At 71.6% G+C, this 21,421-nt stretch carries 20 protein-coding genes and 1 pseudogene; 9 read left to right on the forward strand and 12 right to left on the reverse strand.

What is annotated here, in order from left to right; translation table 11 throughout:
* Window positions 1-10: 10 nt before the first annotated feature.
* Window positions 11-1,714: an acyl-CoA dehydrogenase family protein gene (locus tag AB0877_RS05750; RefSeq protein ID WP_366606988.1), complete on the reverse strand. Its 1,704-nt coding sequence runs from the start codon at window positions 1,712-1,714 to the stop codon at window positions 11-13.
* A 194-nt stretch (window positions 1,715-1,908) separates the two neighbouring features.
* Here AB0877_RS05750 and AB0877_RS05755 point away from each other — a divergent pair, with 194 nt between their 5' ends.
* Both AB0877_RS05755 and AB0877_RS05760 read left to right on the forward strand, forming a co-directional pair.
* Entirely contained in the window at window positions 1,909-2,319 is a 411-nt protein-coding gene (locus tag AB0877_RS05755; RefSeq protein ID WP_366607120.1) for a hypothetical protein, read from the forward strand.
* Window positions 2,306-3,511 carry a low temperature requirement protein A gene (locus AB0877_RS05760; protein ID WP_366606990.1) on the forward strand — a complete coding sequence of 402 codons (1,206 nt, stop codon included), beginning with the start codon at window positions 2,306-2,308 and terminating at the stop codon, window positions 3,509-3,511. Before AB0877_RS05755 ends, AB0877_RS05760 begins: the two co-directional genes overlap by 14 nt.
* A gap of 42 nt (window positions 3,512-3,553) precedes the next feature.
* Here the strand turns inward: AB0877_RS05760 and AB0877_RS05765 are convergent, their stop codons facing one another.
* From AB0877_RS05765 to AB0877_RS05780, 4 genes are all read right to left on the reverse strand, one after another.
* The gene (locus AB0877_RS05765; protein ID WP_366606992.1) at window positions 3,554-4,270 is read right to left on the reverse strand and encodes a thymidine kinase; all 717 of its coding nucleotides are present in this window, start codon (window positions 4,268-4,270) and stop codon (window positions 3,554-3,556) included.
* 56 nt (window positions 4,271-4,326) lie between these two features.
* Window positions 4,327-5,718, reverse strand: coding sequence for an MFS transporter (locus tag AB0877_RS05770; protein WP_366606994.1), 1,392 nt, complete (start codon window positions 5,716-5,718; stop codon window positions 4,327-4,329).
* A gap of 19 nt (window positions 5,719-5,737) precedes the next feature.
* On the reverse strand, window positions 5,738-6,505 hold the full coding sequence (locus tag AB0877_RS05775) for a glycerophosphodiester phosphodiesterase (RefSeq protein ID WP_366606995.1): 768 nt from the start codon (window positions 6,503-6,505) through the stop codon (window positions 5,738-5,740).
* A gap of 480 nt (window positions 6,506-6,985) precedes the next feature.
* Window positions 6,986-7,759, reverse strand: a complete 774-nt coding sequence (locus AB0877_RS05780; RefSeq protein WP_366606997.1) for a lysophospholipid acyltransferase family protein — start codon at window positions 7,757-7,759, stop codon at window positions 6,986-6,988.
* A gap of 152 nt (window positions 7,760-7,911) precedes the next feature.
* Here AB0877_RS05780 and AB0877_RS05785 point away from each other — a divergent pair, with 152 nt between their 5' ends.
* The 3 genes from AB0877_RS05785 (at window position 7,912) to AB0877_RS05795 (ending at window position 11,725) form a co-directional block, all read left to right on the forward strand.
* The gene (locus tag AB0877_RS05785) at window positions 7,912-9,324 is read left to right on the forward strand and encodes a cytochrome ubiquinol oxidase subunit I (RefSeq protein WP_366607122.1); all 1,413 of its coding nucleotides are present in this window, start codon (window positions 7,912-7,914) and stop codon (window positions 9,322-9,324) included.
* 14 nt (window positions 9,325-9,338) lie between these two features.
* Window positions 9,339-10,337 (forward strand): cytochrome d ubiquinol oxidase subunit II, encoded by a 999-nt coding sequence (gene cydB / locus AB0877_RS05790; RefSeq protein ID WP_366606999.1) that lies wholly within the window; start codon window positions 9,339-9,341, stop codon window positions 10,335-10,337.
* A 200-nt stretch (window positions 10,338-10,537) separates the two neighbouring features.
* Complete coding sequence (locus AB0877_RS05795) at window positions 10,538-11,725, forward strand: GNAT family N-acetyltransferase (RefSeq protein WP_366607001.1); 1,188 nt, start codon at window positions 10,538-10,540, stop codon at window positions 11,723-11,725.
* Between the two features lie 328 nt (window positions 11,726-12,053).
* On the opposite strand, the gene AB0877_RS05800 is transcribed toward AB0877_RS05795, so the two are convergent.
* Window positions 12,054-12,506 (reverse strand): MarR family winged helix-turn-helix transcriptional regulator, encoded by a 453-nt coding sequence (locus AB0877_RS05800; RefSeq protein ID WP_366607003.1) that lies wholly within the window; start codon window positions 12,504-12,506, stop codon window positions 12,054-12,056.
* Between the two features lie 97 nt (window positions 12,507-12,603).
* Between AB0877_RS05800 and AB0877_RS05805 the strand changes: the two genes are divergently transcribed.
* Window positions 12,604-13,059: a MarR family winged helix-turn-helix transcriptional regulator gene (locus tag AB0877_RS05805; RefSeq protein ID WP_366607005.1), complete on the forward strand. Its 456-nt coding sequence runs from the start codon at window positions 12,604-12,606 to the stop codon at window positions 13,057-13,059.
* Between the two features lie 33 nt (window positions 13,060-13,092).
* Here the strand turns inward: AB0877_RS05805 and AB0877_RS05810 are convergent, their stop codons facing one another.
* Entirely contained in the window at window positions 13,093-13,776 is a 684-nt protein-coding gene (locus tag AB0877_RS05810) for a hypothetical protein (protein ID WP_366607007.1), read from the reverse strand.
* Window positions 13,777-13,857: 81 nt separating this feature from the next.
* A complete protein-coding gene (locus tag AB0877_RS05815) occupies window positions 13,858-14,319 on the reverse strand; it encodes a peroxiredoxin (RefSeq protein ID WP_308193727.1) in 462 nt (153 codons plus the stop codon).
* Between the two features lie 208 nt (window positions 14,320-14,527).
* Between AB0877_RS05815 and AB0877_RS05820 the strand changes: the two genes are divergently transcribed.
* On the forward strand, window positions 14,528-15,256 hold the full coding sequence (locus AB0877_RS05820; RefSeq protein WP_366607009.1) for an SDR family oxidoreductase: 729 nt from the start codon (window positions 14,528-14,530) through the stop codon (window positions 15,254-15,256).
* A 42-nt stretch (window positions 15,257-15,298) separates the two neighbouring features.
* Here AB0877_RS05820 and AB0877_RS05825 read toward each other — a convergent pair whose 3' ends face one another.
* The 3 genes from AB0877_RS05825 to zwf all read right to left on the reverse strand — a co-directional run bounded on the left by AB0877_RS05825 (window position 15,299) and on the right by zwf (window position 18,438).
* Window positions 15,299-15,424, reverse strand: a complete 126-nt coding sequence (locus AB0877_RS05825) for a hypothetical protein (RefSeq protein WP_366607010.1) — start codon at window positions 15,422-15,424, stop codon at window positions 15,299-15,301.
* Complete coding sequence (locus tag AB0877_RS05830) at window positions 15,421-16,845, reverse strand: OFA family MFS transporter (RefSeq protein WP_366607011.1); 1,425 nt, start codon at window positions 16,843-16,845, stop codon at window positions 15,421-15,423. Before AB0877_RS05830 ends, AB0877_RS05825 begins: the two co-directional genes overlap by 4 nt.
* A gap of 213 nt (window positions 16,846-17,058) precedes the next feature.
* Complete coding sequence (zwf, locus tag AB0877_RS05835) at window positions 17,059-18,438, reverse strand: glucose-6-phosphate dehydrogenase (RefSeq protein ID WP_366607012.1); 1,380 nt, start codon at window positions 18,436-18,438, stop codon at window positions 17,059-17,061.
* Between the two features lie 213 nt (window positions 18,439-18,651).
* Here zwf and AB0877_RS05840 point away from each other — a divergent pair, with 213 nt between their 5' ends.
* Complete coding sequence (locus tag AB0877_RS05840; protein ID WP_366607013.1) at window positions 18,652-20,247, forward strand: beta-N-acetylhexosaminidase; 1,596 nt, start codon at window positions 18,652-18,654, stop codon at window positions 20,245-20,247.
* Window positions 20,248-20,299: 52 nt separating this feature from the next.
* Here the strand turns inward: AB0877_RS05840 and AB0877_RS05845 are convergent, their stop codons facing one another.
* The gene (locus AB0877_RS05845; protein ID WP_366607015.1) at window positions 20,300-20,740 is read right to left on the reverse strand and encodes a hypothetical protein; all 441 of its coding nucleotides are present in this window, start codon (window positions 20,738-20,740) and stop codon (window positions 20,300-20,302) included.
* Between the two features lie 198 nt (window positions 20,741-20,938).
* Here AB0877_RS05845 and AB0877_RS05850 point away from each other — a divergent pair.
* Window positions 20,939-21,382: pseudogene (locus AB0877_RS05850) on the forward strand (alpha/beta hydrolase); the annotation flags it as partial.
* Window positions 21,383-21,421 lie beyond the last annotated feature (39 nt).

Raw genomic sequence — 21,421 nt, forward strand, 5'->3', positions numbered from 1 at the left:
CGCCGGCCGGTCAGCAGAGCAGGTCGAGGTGATGGTGGGCGTCCTCGGCGATCTCCTCGTGCCGCAGCCAGCGGCGCGCCCACAACCGGGCGGCCAACTCCGCCTGCTCGTCGCCCCACGCGGCGTGCTCGACGAGCAACGCCGTGGTCAGCGCGTACGCCAGGCGTAACGCCAGACCGCGGGCGCCCGCGATCACCGCCGGCGCACCCGGTTCGACGGTTACCGCGGCGATGGTCTCCGCCACCTGCGCCGCGGCGGCGGCCAGGGTGTCGGCCAGCACCGGCGACAGCGACCGCGCGAGGTCGACGGCGGCGGTCAGTCGGCTCAGCAGCGGCGCCCCGGCGTCCTCCCGGGCCAACGCGCGCAGCACGTCCAGGGCCAGCACGTTGGTGGTGCCCTCCCAGATCGGCAGGACCTGGGCGTCGCGCAGCAGGCGGGGTACGCCGGTGTCCTCCACGTAGCCGGCCCCGCCGAAGCTCTCCACGTACTCGCTGGCGGAGCTGACGGCGAGCCGACCGGTGGCGAGCTTCGCCAACGGTGCCACGATGCGCAGCTCGGCCGCGGCCTCCGGGTCGGCGCCGACCTCGACCCGCCCGAGCAGGGCGAAGGCGTGCCCGGCGAGAGCGAACGCACCCGCCGCGTCGACCGCGAGGGTCCCCAGGGTGGCCCGGTGCAGGGGCGAGGACACCAGCGGGCCGCCGGCGACGTGCCGCGCCTCGGCGTACGCGCGGGCGTAGGCTAGACCCCGTCGCATCCCGCCCGCCGCCGCGGCGGCGTTGTGCACCCGGGTCACCACGACCAGGGTCATCGCCCGGACCAGACCGGGAACCGCCGGGTCACCCAGCGGGAGGGCGTACGCGTCCCGCAGGCCGATCTCGGCGGTGGGTAGCGCCCGGGTGCCCAGCTTGTCCTTGAGCCGGTGCACTGTGACACCCGGTGCGGGAGCGCCGGGCGCCGCGCCGTCGGCCAGCGGTGAGTCGACCGCGTACCGGGGAACGAGGAACGGGGCGAGCACCCGGCTGCCCCGCCCGGCGCCCTCGGGCCGGGCCAACGCCACCGCCATCGCCGCGTCGGCGGCGGAGCAGAACCACTTCTCCCCGGTCAGCCGCCACGAACCGTCCGCCGCGGGTCGGCCGAGGGTGCTGGAGCGGCCCAGATCGGAACCGCCCTGCGACTCGGTCATCCACTGCCCGCTGGTGATCGCCGTGGCCGGGTTCGTCGAGATCAGCCGGGGCAGCCACGCGTCGCGGACCGTGGTGTCGACGTCGGGCATGCTGAGCAGCGCCGCCGCCCCGTCGGCCATCGCCACCGGGCAGGAGAACGTCGCCGACTCCGGCCCGTACAGGTGCAGCAGGGCGTGTTGCACGACCCGCGCGGCGGCACCCCAGGTGCCCCGCGCGTCCGGCAGGTAGGGCAGCGCCACCACGGCGTGTCGGGCGGCGGCGGCGCGTTGCGCCTGCCAACCCGCGGAGGTGTCGATGCGGTCGATCCGGGCACCCCACGGGTCGTAGCGCACCAGCGTCGGCGGGTGCGCCTCCGCGTCGGCGTGCGCCGCGCGCAGCGGGCCGGTGACGTCGGCGGCCAGGTCCGCGAGACGGCCCTTCGCGGCGGCGTGCCCGCCCGGGCCGAGGTGACGCTCCAGCCAGGACCGCAGCAGAGCATCCCCGGCGTACGGGTCGACGGGGGGTGGTACCGGCTGCACGAAGCGGCTCATCGATGGGCTCCTGGCACTGCTCGGGGGTGTGCGCCGACGGTAAACGATGCGGGGCCGCCGCGGACAGGGCACACCCGCCCATCGGGCGCACCCAGTTTCCGGCTTGTCGCCCGTCGGCGTGACCGTCTTCTCTACGGTCGGTAGTCGTGGGTGCTGGCCAGTCGTGGAGCCGACCGGCCCGGCGTCACCGCCCGATGCGCACCGGGTTGGCGTTCGCCGGGTTCGGCGTGGCGCTGTGCTGCGTGGGGGTGGCCGGGCTGGGCGCCTGGAACCTGCAGACCGTCCGGCAGGCCGCCGGCCCGATCCGGGAGACCGCCGACGGTTTCCTCAGCGAGGTGGCCCTCGGCGACAGCGACCGGGCGTACGAGAGGCTCTGCGAGGACGCGCGCAGCCGTTGGAGCGCGATCGGCTTCACCAGTTGGGTGCGGACACCACCGATGGTCACCGACTACGAGATCACCGATGTGTCGGTCGCGACCCGCAGCGGACGACCATACGGCACGGTGACCGTGAAGGTGACCCGCGACGGTGGGATGAGCGAAGAACGTCGCCTGCCGGTGGTCCGTGAGGACGGGAGCTGGCGGGTGTGCGGTGACCCCTTCTAGGCCCACGGTCGCCGCCCCGGTACGCCCACAGTTGCTGCGACCGCGCGAGGGGGTGCAGCCGACCACCTCGACGGAGCTCTTCTTCGACCTCGTCTTCATCTTCACCATCACCCAGCTGTCGCACTACCTGCTCGCGCACCTGGACTGGCGGGGCGCGGGGCGTACCGGTCTGTTGCTGGCGCTGGTGTGGCTCGTCTGGGTCTACACCACCTGGCTGACGAACTGGCTGCAACCGGACCAGGGGCCGGTGCGGACGATGCTCATCGGGGTGGGGCTGGGCAGCCTGCTGCTGTCGGCGACGATCCCGGAAGCGTTCGGCTCGACCGGCCTGCTCTTCGCGCTGGTCTACGTCATCGTGCAGGTGGGCCGCACCCTGTTCGCGTTGTGGGCGGTGCAGGGCAGTCCCTGGCTGGTAGCCGGGTTTCAGCAGTCGCTGCCGTGGATCACCGGGACGTCGGTGCTCGTGGTCGTCGGTGGGCTGGTCGGCGGCGCCGCCCGGGACGCGGTGTGGGCGGCGGTGATCGTGATCGAGGTGGTCGGTCTGTCGATCGGCTATCCGCTGCCGCGACGGGGACGCAGCCGACCCGAGCGGTGGATGGTGGAGGGCGGGCACCTGGCCGAGCGGTGCGCGGCGTTCGTCCTGATCGCGTTGGGGGAGTCGATCCTGGTCACCGGCAGCACCCTCACCTCGCAGGTGAACCTGGTGACGTTCGGGGCGTTCCTGCTGGCGTTCGGTGGCTCGGTGGCGCTGTGGTGGGTGTACTTCGCCCGCTCGGCCCCGGCGGCCACGCAGGTCATCGCCCAGGCCGGGGAGCGCACCGGCGCGTTGAGCCGGGTCGCGTTCAACTTCCTGCACCCGGTGATCGTCGCCGGTGTCGTCGTCGCGTCGGCGGCCGACGAGCGGTTGCTGCGGGAGCCCGGCGCGCCGGCCACCACCGTCGACGTGCTGCTCACCCTGGGTGGTCCGGCGCTGTTCCTGGCCGGGCACGCCGCCTACAAGGCGCTGCTGTGGCGGATCCTGCCGATCAGCCGGGTCGCTGCGGTGGTGGTCCTGCTGGCGCTGATGCCGACAGGTGTGGTGCTGGGGGCACCCGTCGCGGTGTGCGCCGCGGTGGCGTTGGCGGTGACGGTCGCCGTGATCCTGACCGACCGGTTGCGGGTGCGGGCCACCGCGCCCGGGCAGCGGTCCTGACCGTCCGGCGCACCGGTTTCCGCCACAGCGGCGGTGGGGTCCTCAGTCGCGGGGGCCGAGGTCTCCGCTGCGGTAGTGGCGGCGGCAGAGCACCTGGTAGCGCACCTCGGCGGTGTCGACGGTGTCGCCGATGACGACCTGGGCGCCCTCACGGACGACCCGCCCGTCGACGACGCGCGCGTTGAGCAACCCTTCGCGGCCGCACCAGCAGAGCACCTCGACCTGAATGCGGGCCACCTCGTCGGCCAGTTCGAACAGGCGTTGCGCGGCGGGGAACATCCGCGACCGGAAGTCGGTGGCCAGGCCGAACGCGAACACGTCGACGTCGTAGCTGTCGACCAGTTCGGCCATCTGCTCGACGTGCTCGACGGTGTAGAAGCACGCCTCGTCGCAGATCAGGTAGTCGACGCGTACCCCGTCGGCCCACCGGCCCCGCACCAGGGCCCGCAGGTCCAGGTCGTCGGTGACCTCGATGGCCTCGTGGGCCAGGCCGATGCGGGTGGTGACCTGCGGTCCCAACGACCGGTCGATGCGGGTGGTGACCAGGCCGCGCCGGCCCTGCCGGGCGTGGTTGTAGTTCATCTGCAACGCCATCGTGGACTTGCCGCAGTCCATCGGCCCCCAGAAGAACTTCAACGCCGCCGCGTGCACCGGCCGCCCGTCGAGCCCACGCGCCGCCGCGCACCCGGCCGGAGCGTGCGGCTGGCCGGAGAACGGGTGGGCGAGGCAGGTCGGGGCGGCGGTGGCGTCGTCAGTCACGGTCGGGCAGCCTAGCCGATCGGCCACTCCTGATCTGTCGGGTGCGGGATGCGTGCTCAGAGCACCCGCGGTGGCGTGTTGCCGGCGGCGATGATGGCGCGGCGCATCGGCACGGCGGCGAGGAGCAGGAAACCGACCACGAAGAAGATCAGCAGTGAGACCAGGCCCACCCGGTAGGAGGAGGTGAGCTGGAACACCAGGCCGAAGGCGAGCGGGCCGAGCCAGCTGGTGCCCTTGTCGCTGATCTCGTAGAAGCCGTAGTACTCGCCTTCCTTCCCGGTGGGGATGAGCTGGCTGAACAGCGACCGGCTCAGCGCCTGGCTGCCGCCCAGGACCAGGCCGATGGCCGCGCCGAGGACCATGAACGGCACCGGCGCCTCGGCGGGCAGCCGGAACGCGGCGATGATCACACCGGTCCAGAGGACCAGGCTGAGCAGCACGGTCTTCCACGCGCCGACGCGCCGGGCCAGCGCGCCCAGGCTCAACGCTCCGCCGAAGGCGAGGAACTGCACCAGCAGGATGGTGATGATCAGGGTGCTCTGCTCCAGGCGCAGTTCCTCGGTGCCGTACTGGCTGGCCAGCGTGATGACGGTCTGGATGCCGTCGTTGTAGACCAGGAAGGCCAGCAGGAAGTACAGCGTCAGCGGGTACGCCTTGATCTCGCGCACGGTGCGGCCGAGCTGACGGAACCCGTCGGTGAGTATGTTGCCCCCACCGGCCAGTGCCGCGGCCGGCGGGCGCTCACGCAGCCACCGCAGCGGGACCAGCGTGAACAGTGCCCACCAGACACCGGCGGACACGATCGACCAGCGGGCCAGGTCCAGGGTGCGTTGCGGGTTGTCACCGTCGTCGAGCAGGGTGATCGCGACCAGGTTGAGCGCCAGCAGCAGACCGCCGCCGAGGTAGCCCAGCGCCCAGCCGCGGCTGGAGATGCCGTCGCGTTCATCGGGGCCGCCGAGCTGCGGCAGGAACGAGTTGTAGACCACGATCGCGGCGCCGAACGAGATGTTGGCGACCAGGAACAGCGCCCCGCCGAGCAGGTATCGGTCGCCGGTGACCAACGCCATCGCGATGGTGGCGCCGGCGCCGGTGAACGCGGCACCGCCGAGCAGCCGCTTCTTGTGCGCCGACCGGTCCGCGATCGCCCCGATGACCGGCAGCACGAACACGGTGAGGAACACCGACAGCGAGATCAGGTACGGGTAGTAGGACCCGGCGGCGACCTTGATGCCGAGCGGGTACACGAAGCCGTCGCACGAATCCGCACCCAGCTCGCACCCGGCGGCCACCTCCGCGACGGTGGTCAGGAACGGGCCGAGGAACACGGTGATGACGGTGGTCTGGAACGCGGAGTTGGCCCAGTCGTAGATGTACCAGCCCCGGCGCTCCCGGCGGGTGCTCGCGGGAGGCGGGGTGTCGTCCACCGTGGGGGTCACGGTCTCGGCCATCGGGGGTCCTTGGAATGGTTCAGGCGGCCCAGTGGCCGCGGCTGCGGTAGACGTCGCGCAGCACGCCGACGTGATCGGTCATGATGCCATCCACGCCACGATCCAGTAAGTCGTGCATCTGGGCGGGTTCGTCGATCGTCCAGACGTGCACCTGCAGGCCGATGCGGTGGCAGTAGTCGAGGAACCGGCGGTCCACCACCGGCACCCGCCCGTAGCGCGGCGGCACCTGCGCGGCGACCACCGACGGCGGCAGCCGCAGCGGACGCCCGTGCAGGGAGGCCAGCCGCAGCCGGGCGACGCCGCGCATGCCGAGGCTGGTGGCGACGCGTCCCTCGGTGAGCGCCCGCAGCCGGGTCAGCCGGGCGTCGCTGAACGAGGCGAGCAGCACCCGGTCGCCGGCGCCGGCCCGGGTCACCGTCGCGACCGTCGGCGCGACGCCGCCGTCGGCCTTCACGTCGATGTTGAAGCGAACCTGCGGCCACGCCCCCAACACCTCGTCGAGCCGGGGTACGACGGCGGCGCCGCCGACGCGTACGGAGGCGAGGTCGGCCCAGCTCATCTCGGCGATGCGCCCCGCCTCGCCGGTGACCCGGCGCAACGTCGGATCGTGGAAGATCACCGCCACGCCGTCGGCGGTGGCGTGCACGTCGGTCTCCACGTACCGGTAGCCCAGCCCGATGGCCCGGGCGAACGCCTCGGTGGTGTTCTCGTCGCCCTCGGCGGCGCCGCCACGGTGGGCGAACGCCAGCGGCGCGGGCGCGTCGAGGTAGCCGAATCGGGTCAACACGCGACGCAGTATGCCTGCCGTCGGTGGAGCACGGGTGGCCTGCCGGCGAAGATCAGGCCCATGGAGTCGGCGGGTTCGGGCAGGTCCTTTGAGCGGCAGCGCCGAGCGGGGCCGAGGGCCGGGTGTCGCCCTGGCCCCCGCTGGGGCAGTTTGTTCGTCGCGCTCGTCCCCGGCGCGCCGGTCGACCGCAGGCTCCCGCCCTCGGACCGACGCACGCCCCCCAGACATCAGTTCTTCACCCTTTGCTCTGCACCCGCGGAGGCGACAGTCACCGTCTGTAGCTGGTGCGTCGGCGGGTGCAGAGCAAAGGACACGGTGGTGGGGAATGGGGTAGGGTGCGCCGGACCGGCTCGCGCAGCCAGCGATGCCCCTGCACGAGCCGCCACCGCGCTCGATTCCCCGGCCCCCGGCGGGCCCGCGCAGTTGCTCGATTCGGGCGCGCGTGCACCGCCGGTGGTGCGGGGTGCGGGCCCGCGGCGCTCAGGCCGAGTGGCGGCGGTGGGCGCGACTGAGGTCGGTGGGGCGTCCGGGGTCGACGTGGCGAGGCCGGTCGGGTTCGTCGGGGCGCAGCGGGGCGAGGGTGTCGGTGAGCGCGTCGATGATCCGGTCGGTGGCGCGGCGGGCCGCACCGGGGTTGGCCGCCGCCATCTCGCCCAGGTCGACGGGGGTGCCGAAGTGCACCCGGATCACCGGGCGGCGCCACAGCGAGCGGGCGATGCCGCGCAGCATTCCGCGGGGCGCCTGGTAGGGAAGTACCTCGTGCGCGCCCCACTGGGCGACCGGGACGACCGGGGCGCCACAGGCCAGGGCGAGGCGGGCGGCGCCGGTCTTGCCGCGTTCGGGCCACAGGCCGGGGTCCAGGCCGATGCGGCCCTCGGGGTAGATGAGGATCACCGAGCCGCGTGCGACGGCCGTGGCGGCGTCGTCGAGGGCCCGGTGCACGGCGCTGGTGCCGCGGTCGACCCGGATGTGTCCGGCGTGGCGCATGGCGGCACCGAACACCGGGACGCGGAACAGTCCGGCGGTCGCCATGATCCGGGGGGCGACGCCACGGGCCTGGCAGGCGGCGGCCATGACCACCGGGTCGAACGGGCTGATGTGGTTGGCGGTCAGCACCAGCGGGCCGCGACGCAGGTGCGCCGGAACGTCGCCGGTGACCTCGAGGCGGGCGAGCAGGCCGACCAGGCCCCGGGCCAGCAGCAGGGCTGCGCGCCAGATCAGCGGCGGCTGCCAGGTGGTGTGTGCGGTGTCCATCAGCGCGCCATCGTCGCACGCTGCGCCGGGGCCGCGAGGGCGGGTCGGGTGATCAGGGTCATTGGTCCCGGCGGGGTACGGGCCGCCCAACCATCTACGACGAGCAGTAGTATTTACTACGTCGCGTAGTACGGATGGCTGGAGGTCTTCAGGTGGACGCGTTGGACGTTGCCCGCTGGCAGTTCGGTGTCACCACCGTCTACCACTTCCTTTTCGTGCCGCTGACCATCGGCCTCTCCGTACTGGTGGCCATCCTCCAGACGATGTGGCACCGCACCGGCAACGAGCGCTACCTCAAGCTCACCAAGTTCTACGGCAAGCTTTTCCTGATCAACTTCGCCATGGGTGTGGTCACCGGCATCGTGCAGGAGTTCCAGTTCGGCATGAACTGGAGCGACTACTCCCGCTTCGTCGGCGACATCTTCGGGGCACCACTGGCCATCGAGGCGCTCGTCGCGTTCTTCCTCGAATCCACCTTCATCGGCCTGTGGATCTTCGGCTGGGACCGACTGCCCAAGCGGGCGCACCTGGCCAGCATCTGGGCCGCGGCGATCGGCACCAACCTGTCCGCGTACTTCATCCTCGCCGCGAACTCGTTCATGCAGAACCCGGTGGGCTACCGGATCAACCCCGACAGCGGACGCGCCGAGCTGACCGACTTCCCGGCCGTGCTGACCAACAAGGTCGCCCTGATCACCTTCCCGCACACCCTGGCCGGCTCGTTCCTGGTCGCCGGATCGCTCATCGTCGCGGTCGGCCTGTGGCACGTCATCCGCAACCGCGACTCCGCCGACACCGGCGCGTACCGCTTCGCCACCAGGTTCGGCTCCTGGGTGGTCCTGGCCGCCTCCGCCGCCGTGCTGTTCACCGGCGACATCCAGGGCAAGATCATGACCGAGGTGCAGCCGATGAAGATGGCCGCCGCCGAGGGCCTCTACACCACCGAGAGCCCCGCCTCGTTCTCCGTGCTCACCATCGGCAGCCTGGACGGCAGCCGCGAGGTGTTCGCCCTCAAGATCCCGTACCTGTTGTCGTACCTGGGCACCGGCGACCCGAACGGCACCGTGCACGGCATCAACGACCTGCAGGCCCAGTACGCCACCCAGTACGGCGCGGGCAGCTACACCCCGATCATCCCGGTCACCTACTGGAGCTTCCGCTTCATGATCGCCTTCGGGATGGCGGCCGGCGCGATCGCTTTGCTGGTGCTCTGGAGCCAGCGCAAGGGCCGTACCCCGAGCAGTAAGTGGCTGCTGCGCGCGGGCCTGGCCATGCCGGTGCTGCCCTTGCTGGCCAACTCCTTCGGCTGGATCTTCACCGAGATGGGCCGCCAGCCGTGGATCGTCTTCGGCGAGATGCTCACCCGCAACGGGGTGTCGCGCAGCGTCTCGCTGGCCGAGGTGCTCACCTCGTTCACCGCGTTCACGCTGATCTACGCCACCCTCGCCGTGATCGAGGTGAAGTTGCTGCTGCGCTACGCCAAGGCCGGCGTGCCCGACGTCAGCGAGCAACCCCCCACCGACGACACCGACGACGCCGAGCGCCCGCTCGCCTTCGCCTACTGATCCCGGAGCCCATCGTGGAACTGACCACCATCTGGTTTCTCCTCGTCGCCGTGCTGTTCACCGGGTACTTCATCCTGGAGGGCTTCGACTTCGGCGTCGGCATGCTGCTGCCCGTGCTCGGCCGCGACGACCGGGAACGCCGCGTCCTGATCAACACCATCGGTCCGGTCTGGGACGGCAACGAGGTGTGGCTGATCACCGCCGGTGGCGCCATGTTCGCCGCGTTCCCCGAGTGGTACGCCACCCTGTTCTCCGGCTTCTACCTGCCGCTGCTGCTGATTCTGCTGGCCCTGATCGCCCGGGGCGTCGCCTTCGAGTATCGGCACAAGCGCCCCGAGGCGTCCTGGAAGCGCCGCTGGGACACCGCGATCGTGGTCGGCTCGCTGCTGCCGGCGTTCCTGTGGGGCGTCGTGTTCGCCAACATCCTGCGCGGCGTGCCACTGGACGCCGACCACGAGTACGTCGGCGGCCTGCTCGACCTGCTCCACCCGTACGCCCTGCTGGGCGGCGCGAGCACCCTCGGGCTCTTCCTCACCCACGGCGCGGTGTTCCTCGCCCTGAAGACCACCGGCGACATCCGCGAGCGGGCGGGCGCGCTCGCCGTGCGCCTGGGCGTGGGCGCCGCCGTGCTCGCGGTCGGGTTCCTCACCTGGACGTTGAGCATCCGCTCCAGCGCGGCCGCCGTCGTGCTCGCCGTCGGCGCGGCCCTCGCCCTGCTCGGCGGTCTGGCCGCCGCCCGGGTACGCCGGGAGGGCTGGGCGTTCACCGGCACGGCCGTGGCGATCGGCCTGGCGGTGGCGACCCTGTTCGCGGCGCTCTTCCCGAACGTGCTGCCGTCCACCCTGGACGCGGCCGGCACGCTGACGGCCACCAACGCCGCGTCCACCCCGTACACCCTGAAGATCATGACCTGGGTGGCGGTGATCTTCACTCCGGTGGTGCTGGCCTACCAGGGGTGGACGTACTGGGTGTTCCGCAAGCGCATCGGCGTAGCCAACATCCCGCAACACTGACCGCGAGGAGCGGGGGAACCGCGCTCGACCGCGAGGAGCGGGGGAACCGCGTCGATCTTGCACTTCCGGTCGTCGATCCGCGTCAAATGTCGGATAGGCCGCGACAGAAACCGCAAGATCGCGCACCAGCGGGGGCGGGGCGGTGCGAGGGCGTCGGAAAATCAGCGGTTGGTGGGGGGTGGGCTCGTTACGGTGTGCCGATGCTCGCCACTGTGCACGTACGCGAACTCACCGCCGACGACCTCGACGCCGCCTGGGAGCTGGGCCGCTTCGCGTTCGGCTCCGACCCGCAGCGCCCGGCGCCCGCGCCCGTGCCGGTGCCCGGCCTGACTCGGTACGGCGCGTTCGACGACTCCGGTCGGCTCGTCGGCAAGGCCGTCGACCTGCACCACGACCAGTGGTGGTCCGGGCGGGCGGTGCCGGCCGCGGACGTGGCCGGGGTCGCCGTGGCCCCCGAGGCCCGTGGTCGTGGGGTGGCGCGAGCCCTGCTCAGCGCGCTGCTGCGCGGCGCCCGTGACCGTCAGGCGGCGATCAGCGCGCTCTATCCGACCGTCGCCGCGCCCTACCGGGCCTGCGGGTGGGAGGCCGCCGGGGTGTTGCGTACCGTCGACCTGGCCACCGCCGCGTTGCCCCGGCACCGGCCCGCCGCGCACCTCACCGTCCGGGCCGGCACGCCCGCCGACCTGCCGGCGGTCGACGCCCTGTACGAGCGGGTCACCCGGCACCGCAACGGCATGCTGACCCGTCGGGGTGAGCTGTTCGACGCCGCCGACCGCGCTCTGCCCGGCGACGGGGTGACCCTCGTCGAGGCCGACGGCGAGCTGGTCGGGTACGCCACCTGGCAGCGGGGCCGGGGCTACGGGGCGGATTCGGTGCTCACCGTCGACGAGGCCCTCGCTGTCACGCCCGAGGCCGCCCGGGAGATCGTCGGGGTGCTCGGCAGTTGGGCCAGCGTCGCGCCGACGCTGCGGCTGTGCCCTCTCGACGGCGACGCGGTCAGCGCCGTCCTGCCGTTGGAGTCGGCCCGCGACCACGAGCGGGACCTGTGGATGCACCGACCGGTCGACGTCGCCCGAGCGGTGAGCGCGCGGGGGTGGCCCACCCACACCCGGGGCGTCGTCGACTTCGCCCTCACCGATCCGCTCGCCGAGTGGAACACCGGCACCTGGAGACTGGCCGTCGCCGACGGCGACGCCGAGCTGACCCGGGTCGACGGCGAGGCCGACCTGCGGTTGGACGTGCGCGGTTTCGCCCTGCTCTACGCCGGTGCCGCGCCGGCCCGCTCGGTCGCGCACGCCGGGCTGCTGCACCACAGTCCGGGTGTCGACCCGGGCGCACTCGACCTGCTGGGCTGCGGCGGGCCCGCGCAGTTGCTCGACTACTTCTGACCGGTCCGCGGCCGTGGCTGCTCGGGATCGCGCCGAACGTCCCGCGCAGCCGCTGGCGGGCGGCGCTCCGGCACCCGGAGGCGTCGCGGGGCTGCCGGTACGCGACACCGTTCCCGGCTTCGCCGACGCGTGGCCACCGGATGCACGACAGCGGTGCGGCAATGGTCGTCGTGCCGCTTTCCGACTTCGCCGACGACTGGTCGACCGGGTGCACGACAGCGGTGCGGCAACGGGCCGCCGTGTCGCAGCGCCCGGCGCGGTAGGTGGTCCGGGCGGCCGGCTCCAGGATCCGTGCCCCGGACACCGGCCGCCCGGTGGCGGCGTCCGGTCAGGCCGGGGTCGCCGCCAGCTCGGCGTTCGCGTGTCGGGTGACGATGGTGAGCACCCGCGCTGCCGTGCTGGCCTCGTCGGTGGGGATTGCCGCGTACAGCCGGGCGCTGAGGTCGGCCACGGCGGCGGCGACGGCGCGCTGCGTGGCGCGACCGGTGTCGGTGAGCGCCAGCCGCGGCTCGTCGCCGCCGGCCGGGGCGTCGACCTGCGCGAGGCCGGTGTCGACGAGGTGGTCGAGCACCTGGCGCAGGGCCGGATCGTCGATCGCGAGGGTGCTGCTGACCCGGTGCGTGAGATCGGCGCGTTCGACCGGGCCCTGGGCGAGGAGGTTCAGCACGATCACCTGGTGGAACGTGACGCCGAGTGGGCCGATGGTCCGTTCGAGCAGGGCCCGGGTGGCGTAGTGGGCCTGGCCGATGACCTGGCCGTTGAGGGTGGGGACGGTAGACATGACGCCTCCTTCAATACGTTGGCCGAACCAACGTTGGTTGCGCCAACTTAACATCCGATCGTGGGTCGCGCCAACGATTCCTGATAGGCTGCGCCGCATGGACAACGCGGCCCCGCAGTCACCCGCCGGGCTCAACACCACCCCGAGCTGGCTGCTCAACCAGACCGCCGCTCACGCCACCCGCCTCCTCAGCGAGGGCTTCGCCGCACACGACCTGCGCGGCTACCACTACCGGCTGCTCGCCACCCTCGCCGAGGACGGGCCCGCGAGCCAGGCCGACCTCGGCCGTCGCTGCGGCATCGACCGCAGCGACGTGGTGGCCGCCATCAACGACCTGGCCGGCCGAGGACTCGTGGTGCGTGCCCCCGACCCGGCCGATCGCCGCCGCAACGTCATCAGCGCCACCGACGCCGGCGCCGACGAGGCCCGCCGGCTGAACGCGACCCTCGCGCGCGTCCAGGTCGACCTGCTCGCACCGCTGTCCACCACCGAACGCGAGCAGCTGACGCGACTGCTCACCCGAGTGCTGGAACACCACCGCGGGCGGGACTGACCCGCCCGCGGGAACCCCCGCACCGACGCCGCGTCAGCGGGCCTCGCGCAGCTCCGCCAGCCGGGCCTCGATCTCGGCCAGCTCGGCGCGCAGCTTCTCGGCCTGCTGCTCCGCCTCGGCCCGCTCGGTGCCGAGGATCTGCTCCACGGCCTCCTGCACCCCCGGCACGTCGACCAGGGCCACCATCTTCAACGCCTCCGCCGGCTTCACCACGTACGGCTTCGCGAGGGCCTTGCTGCCCTGCTGCGCGGCGACGGTCCACTCCCCGTCGGCGTACGCCAAGGTCACGGTGAGACCCGCGGGGCTCTTCGGCTTGACGGCCTTGACCGCCCGCCGCGCCGGCGGCTTCTCCGTCTGCTCCACCTTCGGCTCCTCCTGTCGCTGCGCGGGCACCCGCGGCGTGTCCAACACGAACTCCGGCGCGGCCACCGCCGGCGGCTCGGGCTCGGGCTCCGGCTTCGGCTCCACCACCCGACGAGTGGCACCCTTGGGCGCCACGGCCAGGTCGGCGGGGGAGAACGGCAACTCGTCGCGACCGAAGCGCACCACCACGAACTCGTCGGACACCTCCGGGTCGGTCAGCTCGATCACCTGACCGACCTGACCGGCGATCTGTCCCGCCGACGCGGTGAACACCACCCGCGGTTTACGGCCGGCCGCCAACGACTCCCGGATGCTCTGCACCTCGCTAGTGGACAAACCCTGGCCGGCATCCATCACAACCCTCTTCCGTACACCTGTTTGATTGCTGTCTTGATATCAGCCGACTGCGACACCCGCCGCACGGGGCTCACGCCCTCAGCCGCCCAGCGCCCGCAGCGCCCGATCCGCGTGCTCGTTCATGCTGACCTCGCTGTGGATCACCTCGATGACCCGCTGGTCGGTGCCGATGACGAACGTCATGCGCTTCATGCTCAACGGCCCCAACGGCACCCGCCGCTTGACGCCGAACTGCTGCGCCACCGCCCCGTCGGCGTCCGACAGCAGCGGGTAGTCGAAGCCGTGCAGCTTCGAGAACTCGGCCTGCTTCGCCACCGGGTCGCGGCTGATGCCCACCCGCGTCGCGCCCAGCGCCGTGAACTCCGCGGCGAGGTCGCGGAAGTGGCAGCTCTCCGCCGTGCACCCCCGGGTCATCGCCGCCGGGTAGAAGAACAGCACCACCGGCCCGGCCGCCAGGAACTCCGACAGCCGCCGCGGCGTGCCCGTCTCGTCCGGCAGCTCGAAATCCCGCACCACGTCGCCGACACCCACACCCGCCACCGCGCACCTCCATCGTCTGATCGACAGCGCGGTGAGCGTAAGCGATCACGCCCGCAGCGTCGCCACCTCGTCGGCCTGGCGTCGTCCGGCCAGCAGGGACACCCGCCGCCATGTCCGCGTGTGACCCTCCTCTCGAGGACCGGGCCGCGCCGGTCACGGTAGCGTCGGCAGGAGCATCGCGCAGCCGTCAGACTCCCCGGGAGGCACCGTGGCACCCGTCACCGTCATCACCGGCGGCGGCCGGGGCATCGGCGCGGCCACCGCCCGTCGGCTCGCCGCCGCCGGCCACCACGTGGCCCTGTGCTACCGCCGCGACGACGCCGCCGCCACCGCCGTCCTGGCCGACCTGCGGGCCACCGGCGCGCAGGCCGTCGCGGTACGCGCCGACACCACCGACCCCGAGCAGGTGCGCGACCTGTTCGACGCCGCCGCGCAGCTCGGCCCGCTCACCGGCCTGGTCAACAACGCCGGCGTCACCAGCCTGATCGGACCGTTCACCGAACTGCGCGTCGAGGACCTGCGCCGGGTCGTCGACGTCAACCTCGTCGGGTACGTCCTCTGCGCCCAGCAGGCCGCCCACCGGCTCACCGACGGTGGGGCGATCGTCAACGTCTCATCGGCGGCGGCGACCCTCGGCAGCCCGGGGGAGTACGTGCACTACGCCGCCGTGAAGGCCGCCACCGACACCCTCACCGTCGGCCTGGCCAAGGAACTCGCCCCGAGGGGCATCCGGGTCAACGCCGTGGCCCCCGGCATCGTGCGCACCGACATCCACGCCGACTCCGGGGTCCCCGACCGCGCCGACTCCGCCGTCGGTCGCATCCCACTGGGCCGCGCCGGGGAACCCGACGAGATCGCCGCCGCCATCGCCTGGCTGCTCGGCCCGGACGCCTCGTACGCCACCGGCACCGTGCTGCGCGTCTCCGGCGGCCTCTGACGGTGCTGCGGGGTGCCGTCGGTCGGCACCCCGCAGCGCACCTCAGTGGGTGAACAGCTTCGCCGCCGTGACGACGGTCTGGGCGACCCCGTAGCCGAGCAGCGCCGCCACCACCAACCAGGAGATCCACAACCGGGCCCGCTGCCCGGAACGGCTGTCCTCACTCATCGCGTACCACTCCTCTGCGCCGTCGTGTCCTCGTCCGCGTGCTGGTCCGGGTGCTCATCCGCCGCTGGCTCGTGGTAGCGCTTCGGCACCGGCCGCACCAGCAGGTTCGCCACGAAGCCCACGGCCAGCACGCCCACCATCGTGAACAGCGCCGGACGGTACGCCGCGGCGGTCAGCGAGCCCGGCTCGCCCTGCGCGTCGAGGAACCCGTTGACGATCAGCGGACCGGCGATCCCCGCCGCCGACCACGCGGTCAGCAGCCGACCGTGGATCGCGCCGACCTGGAAGGTGCCGAACAGGTCCCGCAGGTACGCCGGCACGGTCGCGAAGCCACCGCCGTAGAACGACAGGATCACGCAGGCCAACAGCACGAACAGGGCCGTCGAGGTCTGCCCGACGAGCGCCAGCAGCGCGTAGAGCACCATGCCGACACCCAGGTACACCAGGTAGATCGGTTTGCGGCCGATGAGGTCCGAGGTGGACGACCAGACGAACCGCCCGGCCATGTTGAACAGCGACAGCAGACCCACGAACCCGCCGGCCGCCGCGACGGTCACCGCGGAGGTGCCGTTGTCGCGGAAGAAGTCCTGGATCATCGGGCTGGCCTGTTCCAGGATGCCGATGCCGGCGGTCACGTTGCAGAACAGCACCACCCACAGCAGCCAGAACGAGCGGGTCTTCACCGCGTTCGCCGCCGACACGTTCGCCGTGGTGACCAGCGGCTTCGCCGCCACGCTGGCGGGGTCGAAGCCGGCCGGCCGCCAGTCCGGCGCCGGCACCCGCACGTTCGCCACCCCGAACATCATGATCACGAAGTAGCCCAGGCCGAGCGTCACGAACAGCCACACCAGGGCGCTGCCCGACGCCGTCGACCCCGCGTTGGCCGGGTCGTAGCCGGCGTCGTAGAACGACAACAGTTGCCGCGACAGGGGAGAGGCGACCATCGCCCCACCACCGAACCCCATGATCGCCAACCCGGTGGCCAGCCCCGGCCGGTCCGGGAACCACTTGATCAGTGTGGAGACGGGGGAGATGTAGCCGATACCCAGCCCGATGCCGCCGAGCAGCCCGTAGCCGAGATACAGCAGCCACAGCTGCTTCGTGGCGATGCCCAGCGAGCCCACCAGGAAACCCGCCGCCCAGAAACAGGCCGAGACGAACATGGCCTTGCGCGGCCCGTTCGCCTCCACCCAGGTCCCGGCGACCGCCGCGGACAACCCGAGCATCACGATCGCGATGCTGAAGATCACCCCGATCGCCGTCTGGCTGGTGTCGAAGTGGGCGATCAGCGAGTTCTTGTAGACGCTGGTCGCGTAGACCTGACCGATGCAGAGGTGGATGGCCAACGCCGCCGGGGGAATGAGCCACCGGCTGTAGCCGGGCGGCGCGACGGTGTGCCGACGATCGAGTGCGGAAAGCATGCGCTGCTTCCTCTCCGACGAGGACGAGAAACGTCGCCCCCAACGTGCCCACAGCACACGTAAGCGGCAAACCTCACCGTCGCCGGACGGTCGACCCGCTGAGCTGAGCGGTCAGTCAGCGTCCGCGCGCCGCGCCCGTGACCGACTCGGCTCACGCACCGTCGCGACACCGCGACACCCCAGTCGGTCACGCCGCTTTCGTCAGTCGCGGCTTCAGCGCAGGTCCGGAACGTGCCAGCCGCCGGCCAACGCGTCGGCGTCCGCCGGACCCCAACCGCCCTTCTCGTACGACCGCACCGCCGTCGCCAGATCCAGGATCGGCGCGACGATGCGCCACTCCTGCTCGATCGTCTCGGCACGCGCGAAGCGCAGGTGCTGCCCGTCCATCGCGTCGTCGAGCAGCCGCTCGTACGCCTCCTGTCGGCGACCCAGAGCCGCGCCGAAGTCGACGGACAGGTCCACCGGACGGCTCGCCACCTCAGCACCCGGGCTCTTCGCCTGGATCGACATGGTGATGCCGTCACCGCGCCCGAGCCGGAACCGCAGCAGGTTCGCGGCGGGGGCCTGACCCCGCTCGGCCGGGATCAGCGAACGCTGCGGCTGCTTGAACTCGACCACCACCTCCGTCGCCGTCCCCGCCAGGGACTTGCCGGCACGCAGGTAGAACGGCACACCCGCCCACCGGGGGGAGTCGACCGTCAACCGGGTCGCCACGAACGTCTCGGTGTTCGAATCCGCCGCCACGCCCGGCTCGTCGCGGTAGCCCGCGTACTGCCCCCGGACGGTGGAGTCCGGCGACAGCGGCGCGACCTGCCGCAGCACCGCGGCCTCCGCCTCCCGGAACGCCGCGGTGTCCTCACTGACCGGCACCTCCATCGCGATCAGCGCCACGACCTGCAGGATGTGGTTCTGCAGCACGTCCCGGGTCGCGCCCACGGTGTCGTAGAAGCCGGCCCGCCCCTGGGTGCCGAACGCCTCGGCGAGCGTCACCTGGATGTTGTCGATGTGCTCGTTGTTCCACAGCGGCTCGAACAACCGGTTGGCGAACCGGAAGGCGTACAGGCCCTCGACGGCTTCCTTGCCGAGGTAGTGGTCGATGCGGAACACCCGCTCCGGCGCGAAGGCCGCGCGCAGGGTGCGATCCAGTTCACGGGAGGACTCCAGGTCACGCCCGAACGGCTTCTCCACGATCACCCGACCCCGGTCGGCCAGACCCACTTCCGCCAGACCCTCGACGACGGCGCCGAACACCGCCGGAGGGATCGCCAGGTAGAAGACCGGCCGCTGGGCGTCGCGCAGCCGCTGCGCCAGCCGTTGGTACGTCGCCGGGTCCGCGTAGTCGCCGGAGATCATCGAGAGGTTGCCCGCGAGCCGGTCGAAGGTCTCGTCGTCGATCTCGTCCTGGGCCTCGGTGACCGACTTGCGGGCCATGGTGACCAACTGCTGATCGTCCCAGGCGGAGCGGGCCACACCGATCACCGGAACGTCGAGTCGGTCGCGCCGGGTCAACTCGTACAGCGCCGGAAACAGCTTCTTCGAGACGAGGTCTCCCGTGACGCCGAACAGCACTACCGCGTCTGAGCGCATGTGCATGGCACTTCCCATTCGATCATCCGAACCTGATCTTCCGAACGGACAACGGCACGACCCACTCCGGGAATTCCCCAGCGTGCGTCGCACGTGAGGACGGCGACACGCACCGCCGTGACGAGCCTTATCTTAAGGAAGGTTTACAGTGCGGGCGAAACGCCGGTAACCTGCGTATCCAATCGACAGACGTCGATCATGACGAGGCCTGGAGGTACCGTGCGTCGCCGACACACCACCACACGGCTGCTGGCCATAGCCGCACTCACGCTACCCGTCACCCTGCCCGCAACCCCCGCCGCCGCAGCACCCGCCGCACCAGCCCGACACCTCAGCGACGTCATCCCCGCCCCGGTCGAAACCCACCCCGACGCACACAACACCTTCCGCATCACCCCCCTGACCGTCATCCGCACCACCCCCGGCTCAGCCGCCGCCTGGCAGGTCGGCCACCAACTCGCCACCACACTGCGCCCCGCCACCGGCCACGCCCTGCCCGTCCTGCCCGTACGCTCCACCCCGCTACCCGAGATCGCCCTGCTCATCGGCGGCACCGACGACCGCATCGGCCAGCAGGGCTACCAACTCGACGTCACCCGCCGCAGCGTCACCATCCGCGCCAACACCCCCGCCGGACTGTTCGCCGGCACCCAGACCCTGCGCCAACTGCTCCCCGCCCAGATCGAGGCACCCGACCGGCAGCGAACCACCTGGACAATCCCCGGCGGCCGAATCATCGACCACCCACGCTTCGCCTACCGCGGCGCGATGCTCGACCTCGCCCGCCACTTCCACACCGTCGACGACATCACCGCCTACGTCGACCTGCTCAGCCAGTACAAAATCAACTACCTGCACCTGCACCTCACCGACGACCAGGGCTGGCGCATCCAGATCGACTCCTGGCCCCGCCTCACCACCGTCGGCGGCGGACCCGGCACCGGAGTCGACGGCGTCGGCCCCGGATACCTCACCAAAGCCGACTACAAAGCCGTCGTCGCCTACGCCGCCGCACGACACATCACGATCATCCCCGAGATCGACATGCCCGGACACACCAACGCCGCCCAGTCGACCTACCCCGAACTCAACTGCGACGGCGTCGCACCGCCCCCGCGCACCGACATCGCCGTCGGCTACAGCTCCCTCTGCATCAACGACGAACTCACCTACCGCTTCGTCGAGGACGTCATCCGCGAAATCGCGGCCATCACCCCCGGACCATTCCTGCACATCGGCGGCGACGAAGCCCACGCGACCACCGACGAGGACTACCGCACCTTCATGAACCGGGTCCTGCCCCTGGTCACCAAGTACGGCAAACGCGCCTACGGCTGGAACGAGATCACCCAGGCCGACACCTCCACCGACGACGTCGCCCAGTTCTGGGGCACCGGCACCACAAACGCCAGCCTCGTCGCCGCCGCCGCCCGCGGCACCAAAGTCGTCATGTCACCGGCGAACAAGGCCTACCTCGACATGAAGTACGACGCCAACACCCGCCTCGGCCTACGCTGGGCCGGCCTGATCGAGGTGTCCGACGCGTACGGCTGGGACCCCGCCACCCGGGTCACCGGCATCGGCGAGAACGCCATCCTCGGCGTCGAGGCCCCACTGTGGTCCGAGACACTGCGCACCCTCGACGACATCGAACACATGGCCTTCCCCCGCCTACCGGCGATCGCCGAACTCGGCTGGTCCACCACCGCCAGCCACGACTGGGAATCATTCCGCACCAGACTGGGGGAGCAGGCACCCCGCTGGCGACTGCAACAGGTCGACTTCTACCCGTCCCCACAGGTGCCCTGGACCTGACCCGTACCCCCGGTTCGTGGGCACCGACCGACCCGGCCGGTGCCCACGACGCTCAGCGACCGCAGACGGTGTCCAACGCCTTCAGCGGCGGGTCGAGATCCGGCGCCTCGATCTCGGTGGCCTTCGGACCGGCCAGGTGCTTCTCCACCCCCGCAGCCAGGGTCTCCAGCGCGCTCCGCACCTGCGGATCGACAGCGGTCGGCGCCGCCGTCTTCAAGTCCTGCAACAGCGCCGTGTAGTGACCGCGAACCTTCGCGCCCGCCTCCTTGGCACTCAGCGGCTTGTCGATCGCGGCGATCGCATCGTCAGCCATCGCGACGTAGTGCTTCTTCACAAAAACGAGACTGGCGTCGCAGACCTGCCTGCTGTTCGCCGCCACGTCGACGGTCGGGCTCGGCGCCACGGTCGGAGACGGCGCGCCGGCCCCCTCATTCTCCTTCTCGGCAGGCTGGCAGCCCACAACGAGGCCGACGGTCGCGACCAGGCCAACCACAATACGGACAGACTTACTCGTCAAGGCGTTCCCCCGTGGTGATGTGCGGCCCCGCCGTTCGCGGTGAACGGGCAGCGGCCGGAGCGCACCACTGTAGACACCACCCGCCGAAGACGCAGACCACTTTCACCCGCTGCCCACCCGGCATGAGACGTTGAACTTGAATCCCACCACCGACAACCCCAACGAGGACCCCCGATGAACCTGGCGTTCGACCACACAGCGGAAACCGGACCAGCGGTGGTGTGCCTACCCATGTTCAGCACGAGCCGCGCCGCCACGGCCGCCGCCTTCCACCCCGCCCTCGCCGGCACCGGCCTCCGAGAGATCTACCTCGACCTACCCGGCCACGGAGACACCCCCGCACACTGCCCACCCACCTCCCAGGCGGTCCTGGACACCGTCTGCGCCTGGCTCGACCACCACCTCGACACGCCAGTCCTCCTCGCCGGCGGCTCCTACGGCGCGTACCTGGCCGCCGGCATCGCCCGCCAACGACCCGACCTCGTCCGCGGCCTGCTCCTCGTCTGCCCCGGTGTCACCATCGCCCGTCACAGCCGCAACCTGCCCGACGACCCACCACTCGAAGCACCCCCAGACTGGCTCGACGCCGCTCCCACCGACCTGCACCCACATCTGGACGCCGCCCTGGGCCACCGCACCCCAGAGGTCGTCGCGACG

The sequence above is a fragment of the Micromonospora sp. NPDC047644 genome (assembly GCF_040704315.1).
Lineage (GTDB): Bacteria > Actinomycetota > Actinomycetes > Mycobacteriales > Micromonosporaceae > Micromonospora.

Coding starts and splice junctions, on each gene's coding strand:
- AB0877_RS05770 (WP_366606994.1), bottom strand. CDS start 5,718: ATGGCCGAGACCGTGACCCCCACGGTGGACGACACCCCGCCTCCCGCG.
- AB0877_RS05825 (WP_366607010.1), bottom strand. CDS start 15,424: ATGAGTGAGGACAGCCGTTCCGGGCAGCGGGCCCGGTTGTGGATCTCC.
- AB0877_RS05800 (WP_366607003.1), bottom strand. CDS start 12,506: ATGTCTACCGTCCCCACCCTCAACGGCCAGGTCATCGGCCAGGCCCAC.
- AB0877_RS05830 (WP_366607011.1), bottom strand. CDS start 16,845: ATGCTTTCCGCACTCGATCGTCGGCACACCGTCGCGCCGCCCGGCTAC.
- AB0877_RS05795 (WP_366607001.1), top strand. CDS start 10,538: ATGCTCGCCACTGTGCACGTACGCGAACTCACCGCCGACGACCTCGAC.
- AB0877_RS05755 (WP_366607120.1), top strand. CDS start 1,909: ATGCGCACCGGGTTGGCGTTCGCCGGGTTCGGCGTGGCGCTGTGCTGC.
- zwf (WP_366607012.1), bottom strand. CDS start 18,438: ATGCACATGCGCTCAGACGCGGTAGTGCTGTTCGGCGTCACGGGAGAC.
- AB0877_RS05780 (WP_366606997.1), bottom strand. CDS start 7,759: ATGGACACCGCACACACCACCTGGCAGCCGCCGCTGATCTGGCGCGCA.
- AB0877_RS05750 (WP_366606988.1), bottom strand. CDS start 1,714: ATGAGCCGCTTCGTGCAGCCGGTACCACCCCCCGTCGACCCGTACGCC.
- AB0877_RS05810 (WP_366607007.1), bottom strand. CDS start 13,776: ATGGATGCCGGCCAGGGTTTGTCCACTAGCGAGGTGCAGAGCATCCGG.
- AB0877_RS05805 (WP_366607005.1), top strand. CDS start 12,604: ATGGACAACGCGGCCCCGCAGTCACCCGCCGGGCTCAACACCACCCCG.